This window comes from Nocardioides sp. (genome assembly GCF_031422975.1).
Lineage (GTDB): Bacteria > Actinomycetota > Actinomycetes > Propionibacteriales > Nocardioidaceae > Nocardioides.
Genome location: NZ_JANPEO010000268.1, coordinates 1 through 7,765, shown reverse-complemented (window position 1 = coordinate 7,765; position 7,765 = coordinate 1). Strand labels below are relative to the sequence as shown.

Annotated in this window: 5 protein-coding genes; 3 read left to right on the top strand and 2 right to left on the bottom strand. The window is 70.3% G+C overall.

Annotation, left to right across the window (positions count from 1 at the left end; translation table 11 throughout):
• The coding region (locus tag RMO85_RS08015; RefSeq protein WP_310528207.1) for a molybdopterin-dependent oxidoreductase at positions 1-1,445 on the top strand (1,445 nt) is incomplete at its 5' end.
• Here RMO85_RS08015 and RMO85_RS08010 read toward each other — a convergent pair.
• Both RMO85_RS08010 and RMO85_RS08005 read right to left on the bottom strand, forming a co-directional pair.
• Positions 1,432-2,283, bottom strand: coding sequence for a patatin-like phospholipase family protein (locus RMO85_RS08010; RefSeq protein WP_310528206.1), 852 nt, complete (start codon positions 2,281-2,283; stop codon positions 1,432-1,434). The two genes, RMO85_RS08015 and RMO85_RS08010, sit on opposite strands and share 14 nt — an antisense overlap.
• A gap of 13 nt (positions 2,284-2,296) precedes the next feature.
• Complete coding sequence (locus tag RMO85_RS08005; RefSeq protein ID WP_310528205.1) at positions 2,297-3,505, bottom strand: peptidase C39 family protein; 1,209 nt, start codon at positions 3,503-3,505, stop codon at positions 2,297-2,299.
• Positions 3,506-3,717: 212 nt separating this feature from the next.
• Here RMO85_RS08005 and RMO85_RS08000 point away from each other — a divergent pair, with 212 nt between their 5' ends.
• Positions 3,718-5,451, top strand: a complete 1,734-nt coding sequence (locus RMO85_RS08000; protein ID WP_310528204.1) for a lamin tail domain-containing protein — start codon at positions 3,718-3,720, stop codon at positions 5,449-5,451.
• Positions 5,448-7,765: ExeM/NucH family extracellular endonuclease (locus RMO85_RS07995; protein WP_310528203.1), on the top strand; the 2,318-nt coding region annotated here is incomplete at its 3' end. The genes RMO85_RS08000 and RMO85_RS07995, both read left to right, overlap by 4 nt.

The window sequence follows — 7,765 nt, the reverse complement described above, 5'->3', positions numbered from 1 at the left end:
CCACGGCGATGGCGCTCACGATCCGCGAGTCGCCGGTCGTCGCGGTCGCCGAGCTCATCATCAGGATCACCCCCGGGCCGGTCGCCGAACGCATCATCCGAATCGTCGGACAACTGGACAAACCGCTTCTCATCTTCGGTGTCCTGGCGTTCCTGCTGGCCATGGGTGGCCTCGCGGGAGCACTCGCACGACGCAGCGCCGTCAAGCCGATGCTGGTCTGGCTGGTCCTGGCCGCGATCGGCGGTCTAGCGGTGCTGGTGCAGCCAGGGGCCAGCATCATCGACATCCTGCCGGTGATGGTCGGCTTCGTGAGCTGGATCGCCGTGCTGTCGGCGCTGGCCAAGCCGCTGATCACCCGGCGCGACCACCCCGAGCTCGAGTCACGTGAGCGGCGGGTGTTCTTGATGGTCGCCGGTGTCTTCACACTCGCCGCGATCGGGATCGGCGGCGCCGGACGCTTCGTCGGCCTGGGTCGTCGGCATGTGGTCGAGAGCCGGCGGTTGCTGCGCCTCGACGGTGTGACCCGTCCTCGGGTCCCGGCCGACACGACCCTGGGGCTGCCGGACATCTCGCCCTGGCAGACACCCGCCGACGACTTCTACCTCATCCACACAGCCATCTCGGTGCCGGCGATCGAGCCGCAGGACTGGACGCTGCGGATCCACGGGCTCGTCGATCGCGAGCTCACCCTGACCTACAACGACCTGGTGACCCGCCAGCTCACGGAGTCGTGGATCACCTTGAACTGCGTGAGCAACGAGGTCGGCGGCGACCTCGTGGGCAATGCCTGGTGGAGCGGCATCCGGATCGCGGACATCCTCGACGAGGTCGGCCTCGACCCGTCGGCGGACTGCATCCTGCAGACCTCCGAGGACGGCTGGAACTGCGCGACCCCGCTCTCCACCCTGACCGACGATCGCTCCGCGATGCTGGCCGTCGCCATGAACGGCAAGCCGCTGCCGATCGAGCACGGCTTCCCGGTGCGGACGATCGTGCCCGGTCTCTACGGCTACGTCTCGGCCACCAAGTGGGTCGTCGACTACGAGGTCACCCGCTTCTCCGAGGTAGCGGCCTTCTGGACCCAGCGCGGCTGGTCGGAGCAGGGGCCCGTCAAGATCGCGTCGCGCATCGACGTACCCCGCAACGGGGCTGACGTGGCAACGGGGGACGTCACCGTCGGCGGCCTCGCGTGGGCCCAGCACACCGGGATCGCCGCTGTGGACGTGGCCGTCGACGGCGGCGAGTGGCAGCCGGCCGAGCTGGCACAGACCCCCAACGAGGACACGTGGGTGCAGTGGGCGCTGACGGTGTCGCTCGACGAGGGTGAGCACGAGCTTCGGGTGCGGGCCACCGACAAGGACGGTCTGGAACAGACGGGCGTACGCCGCGACGTGGTGCCGGACGGCTCCACCGGCTGGCACACCATCCAGGTCAGCGCGAGCTAGGTGTAGCCGCCCAGACGTGGCGGACCTCGTCGACGAGGCCGGCCGCCTGGCGCATCCCGGCTCGCGCCGCGTCGGCGCGCTTCGCGGGGTCGAGCAGGTTCTTGCCGAAGGCCGCCAATGCCTCGCCGTCCGGGGTGATGACGGTCCACTCGCTCGGGGCGACGCTCTGGAGCTGGGCGCGGATCGAGGTCTTCCTGCTCAGGGCCTGGGGTAGTGGGGCGAGCACCACGACCCGCTCGACACCGGCGGCCAGGTCGACGTTGGCGGTCGAGCGCATCCCACCGTCGATGTAGTGCCGGCCGTCGATCGCGACCGGTGGCCAGACGGTGGGCACTGCGCAGCTCGCCGCCACGGCGCTGACGACATCGACGCCGCTGTCGCGGCTGAAGACCGTGAACCTGCCTGTCTCCGCTTCCACGGCCGTGATCCGCAGGTCGCGTGCGGGCCAGTCCTGCGTGTGGATCCGGGAGCGGATGACGCGCTCGCGGTCGATGCTGCCGGGCACGTGCGCCTTCATCGCCAACCTGCCGATGCGAGCCAGCTTGGTCGGTGCGTCGCCGGGCCGGAGGAAGGGCGGCAGCATCCTGAGCAGGGCCAGTCGTGACAGGCGCCCGCCCAGCTCGGCATCTGGCGGTGCGAGCTGTCCGGCGTAGAGCTCGGCGATCGGAGTGCCGCTCGTGATCTGCACGCCGACGACCGAGCCGGCGGACGTGCCGATCACTCGATCCGCGTCGGTCAGGTCGATGCCGGCCTCGGCGAGCCCGGCGAGGATGCCCAGCTCCCACGCGATGCCGGTGATGCCGCCGCCACCCAGGACCAGCGCCGTGCGAGGACTCATGAGCCCAACCTAGTCAGCGGTTGATGACGTAGACGACGCCGCCGCTCGCGTTGACCCAGATGTCCTCGAACTCGTCGCGGTCATAGACACGGCGTACGGCGCTGTTGCCGGACCCCGCCGGGTCGTTGACGACCACGTCGCCGTCGGCCTCGAACCCGACGATCACCAGCAGGTGACCGTTGCTGGCCGAGATCGGCGCGCCCGTGAGCTGGCCGCGCCCGAAGGCGACGGAGGCGACGAGGGGCACGCCGGCCCCGATGAAGTCCTCGGCGGCGCGCAGGTCGGGGAGCCGGGTGACGTAGGTGTCGCCGGTGGTCAGGGTGCTGGCGTAGGCCGTGTTGAAGGCCCAGTTGCCGGTGCCGGCATAGGCGTGGTCGTAGACCAGGCGCGCGGTGTGGTCGACCTGCGGGTCGGCGTGGCCGGCGGTGATCTCCGGGAAGGGACCGGGCTGGAGGCCGTAGTAGGCCAGCACCATCGCGGTCGACGTCGGCGAGCACCAGGCTTCGCCGCCGCCGCCCCACTGGGGGTAGTGGCCGGAGTGCGTCATCTGGGAGAAGGTCGGCACGTCGAGCACGGTCCCGGCTGCCGGGCCGGGGCTCGACGTCGGAGTGCTGCCGCGAGGGACCAGGGCGCTCGCCATCGCGCCCACCCGATCGAGGCGGACGACTGGCCTGGTGGCGGCGTTGCGGTAGAGGCGCACCCGCACCTGCCACTGCGTCAGCGGGGTCGCGGCCTGCCAGGTGTCGACGCTGACCCGGGCCAGGTCGTCGGTCTGGCTGCTCAGCGAGCGGCGCGGCAGGCGCGGGTTGTCGAGGGTCCACTCGGCCATGGAGTCCCAGCTGGAGAGGGCGCCGTCGGCGGCCTGGCCGCGGACCTGGACCGTGACCGCCGAGTCGCCCTCGGCCACGGCTTCCCACGTCGGGATCAGCTGGGTGAGTCCGAAGCCGGGAGCAGACCACGGCGACGTCCAGGAGCCGACCTGATAGCTGCGCCCGTGGAGCTTGCCCAGGCGTGGCGCCTGGTGGACGAGCGAGCCGGCCTGGACGCGGAGGCCCTTGAGCTCACCCGTTCGCCACTGTGCTCGCGTCGACCACGAGGCGTTCGCGATCGCCGAGGTCGCGCGGCGCTCGTGGTGGTCCGCCGCGACTGCCGGGGCGAGGCCGACGGCGAGGAGGGAGAGGACAACTGCGCCGACGGGGGCGAGGGCAAGGCGATTCACCACCCGCAGACGGTACCCCGGCAACGTCCCATCTGTCCCACGAGTCACAGCGGCGCCCGATCGGCCGGGCCGCACACCGTGGCGTACCGGGAGTTCGTCCGGGCGACACCAGATCGTGTCCTGATCGCAGTGACGAGACGACCTTCGGCGACATACGGTGTGGGCCGGTCGAAGCGGGTGTGCTCGGCCCTTTGAGCCGAAGGTCTTTCTTTCTCGTGTCTTTGACGTCTGCGCCGCGCCGCGCCCGGGGCGCTCGCCGCGCCATCCTCGCCACTGTCCTCTCCGTCCTCGCCACGCCGCTGGCGCTCGGCGTCGCTGCTCCCGCCCAGGCGGTGCCGAGCGGCGGGCTCGTGATCACCGAGGTCTACCCCGGTGGCGGCAACTCGGGGGCGACCTACAACGCCGACTTCGTCGAGCTCTACAACGCCAGTGCCGCGCCCATCTCGCTGGGGGGAAAGAGCATCCAGTACCGCGCGGCCACGAACGGGGCCGTGCCCACGTCGGCCAACGTCTACCCGCTTCCCAACGTGACCGTCCCGTCCCACTCCTTCTTCCTGGTGGCGGGCGGCACGGGAGCCGCCGGCGCGGCCTTCCCCCGTCCGGCGGACGTCACCACCGGTCTCGCGGCCAGCGCTTCGGCAGGGCAGGTCTACCTGGCGGACAGTGCCGTCGGCATCCAGCCGGGCACCGGCGCCACGATCGACTACTCCGCCGGCAAGGTCATCGACTTCGTCGGCTACGGCACCGCCACCACCTTCGAGACGGCCGTCAAGGCCGGCACCATCACCAGCACCGGCTCCTACAAGCGCGCGAGCCTGCCCGACTCCGACAACAACAACACCGACTTCGTCATCTCGGCCGTCGGCGCAGCCTCCGGGTCGGGCACGGGCGTCGGCCCCGACAACTGCGACTGTGTCGCCACGTCCTCCCTCAAGATCACCGAGGTCTACGCCGACGGCGGCCTGGCCGGCTCGACCATCGACCACGACTTCGTCGAGGTCCAGAACACCTCCGGCTCGACGCTGCCCATGACGGGCCTGACGCTGCAATACCGCGCCCCCGGTGACACGGGTCCTGCCACCGTCATCGCGACGCTGACCGGGTCGATGGCAGCCAACTCCTTCGACCTCGTGCAGCTCGCCGGCACCGTCGGCAACGGCAGCCCGCTGACCAACCCGGAGTACACCAACGGCCTCGACCTCTCGGCGACCGGCGGCACGCTGTTCGTCGCGAAGACGAACGCGGGCTACGACCCCGGCAACGGCGCCGTCGTCGCCGACCAGTACCGCAGCGACCTGGTCGGCTGGGGCACCAGCAACACCTTCGAGTCGACGGCTGCCGACGCGGCCGACCTCTCGCTCACGCAGTCGATCCAGCGCGAGAACGGTGGCGTCGACAACGCCAACAACCTGGCGGACTTCGACGGCTACACCCCGTCCCCCAACGGACAGCCCACGGCCGCGTTCCGCACGATCCCCGAGATCCAGGGCACCGGCACGGCGACCACGATGGCGAACGCCAACGTCTCCACCGTGGGCGTCGTGACTGCGGCGTACGTCAACGGCACCGGCAACTTCAACGGGTTCTACCTCCAGACGCCCGGCTACGACCCGGCCAACGACGCCACTCCCAACGCCTCCGACGGCATCTTCGTCTTCACCGGTTCGTCGGTGACCTTCCCGACCCCGGCGGTCGGGAAGTACGTCGCCCTCGCCAGCGCCAGGGTGAGCGAGTTCAACGGGATGACCGAGCTGACGGTCACCAACGCCGCCAACCTGACACCCGAGACGCCATCCCGGCCGAGGCCGTCATCGCGGGCACGGTCCTGCCGGGCACGACCTGCTCGGTCACCGGCGCCACCACCGACTGCCTCGCGGGCGCCGCGCTCGCCGCCGAGCGGGAGAAGCACGAGGGCGAGCTCTTCTCTCCCACCGCGCCCTACACGGTGAGCGACTCCTACGACGGCACCCCGTGGAACCAGCCCACCAGCCGTGGCTTCCAGATGGCCGGCGAGATCGGCCTGGCCGCCAACGACACACAGCCGCTGATGGCTCCCACCGAAGTCGCCAGCCCGCGCACCGAGCCGGCCAAGCTGGCCGCGCGCAAGACCTACAACGACGCGCACATGATCACCCTCGATGACGGCGCCAACGTCGACTACTCGGCCAACGACACGCAGCCCTTCCCGTGGCTGACCCCCACTCAGACGGTGCGCATCGGCGCCGACGTCGACTTCGTCAAGCCCGTCATCTTCGACTTCCGCAACGACCTCTGGAAGCTCCAGCCCCAGGGGAGGGTCGCCGGCGCCGGCACCGACTACGTGACCTTCGAGCAGGACCGCCCGGCCTCGCCGGATCCGGTCGGTGGCAACGTCCGGATCGCCACCTTCAACATGCTCAACTACTTCATCCACCCGGCGCAGGACTGGGTCGCCGACAGCACCACGCCGCCGCTCTCGACACCCGGCAGCAACCGCACCTGCAGCTACTACACCGCGCGCTCGACTCCGTCCCCGGCCGAGCGCCTCACCGCCAACACCTGCACGTGGACCGACCCCCGCACCACGCCGCCGACTCTCCTCTCGGCCGGCCCCCGTGGCGCGGCGACCGCCACCAGCCTCGGCCGCCAGGAGGTCAAGGAGGTCGCGGCGATCAACACCATGGACGCAGACGTGATGTCCCTGGAAGAGGTCGAGAACCCGGTCAAGATCGGGTACGCCGACCGCGATGCCGCCCTCACGCGGCTGGTCGACGCGCTCAACGCCGACTGGAACAGCGCGCACGCGGGCCAGGACCCGGTGGTCCTCGGGCCGCGCTGGGCCTACGCCGCCACGCCTCGTCCCGAGGCGCAGCCGACCATCGCCGAGCAGGACGCGATCCGCGCGGCCTTCATCTACAACCCGCGGGTGGTGCAGACCGTCGGCACGTCCGAGATCCTGGTCAACTCCGTGCCCTTCCGCAACGCCCGCGAGCCGCTCGCCCAGGCGTTCAAGAGGGTCGGCGCCAGCCGCGACGACGCCTTCATCGTGATCGTCAACCACTTCAAGTCCAAGGGCAGCAGCACCGAGACCGGCGACAACGTCGACCTCGGGGATGGTGCCGGTGCCTTCAACGGCGACCGCCGTCGTCAGGCCGCTGCGCTGGACGCGTTCGCGCGCCAACTCGCAGACCAGAAGCAGATCGAGCCCGTCTTCATGACCGGCGACTACAACGCCTACAGCAACGAGGACCCGGTCCTCGACCTGGAGGCCAAGGGGTGGCACGAGCTCGCCCCGGACAACGCTGAGAAGACCTACTCCTTCGGCGGTCTCGCGGGCACGCTCGACCACGTCTTCGCCAACGACGCGGCCGTCGGCTGGGTCACCGGCAGGACCGTGTGGCCGATCAACGCCAACGAGTCGGTCTACTACGAGTACAGCCGCTTCAACAACAACGTCACCAGCCTCTACGCCGCCAACCCGTTCCGCTCCTCGGACCACAACCCCGAGGTCATCGGCATCAACGCCCCGTCGACCCCGCCGCCGCCGGCTGTCGACACGGTGCAGGTGCTCGCGTCCAACGACTTCCACGGGCGACTGCTCGACGACCCGGCCAGTGCCTCTGCCGGCGCAGCGTCGATGGCCCAGGCCGTCAAGTCGATGCGCGCCGCGAACCCGTCCACGGTCTTCTCGATGGCCGGCGACATCATCGGGGCCTCGACCTTCGAGTCCTTCATCGCCAACGACAAGCCACCCATCGACTCCTTGAACGAGGCCGGCCTCGAGGTCTCGGCCGCCGGCAACCACGAGTTCGACCGGGGCTACCGCGACCTGCTCGAGCGGGTCATGGACCCGACGGACCCCCAGGGTGGAGTCGACTGGGAGTACCTCGCCGCGAATGTCCGGCTCAAGGCCGGCGGCGACTACGCGCTGGCTTCGGCGGCGCGCGGCAACTCCAACGGTGCGTCCTGGTGGAAGGTCCTGCCCGACGGCAAGACCGTCGGCTTCGTCGGCGCCATGACCGAGGACCTGCCGTCCCTGGTCTCGCCGGACGGGATCGCCGACATCAAGGTGACCGACATCGTCGACGAGGTCAACGCGAGCGCAGACACCCTCGAGGCCGACGGCGCCGACGTGATCGTGCTCCTCATCCACGAGGGCGCAGCCACCACCTCCCTCGCCGCGGCCACCGACCCGAACTCCGCGTTCGGGCAGGTCGTCAACGGCGTGGACACCAACATCGACGCGATCGTGTCGGGCCACACCCACCTGGCCTACAACCACGC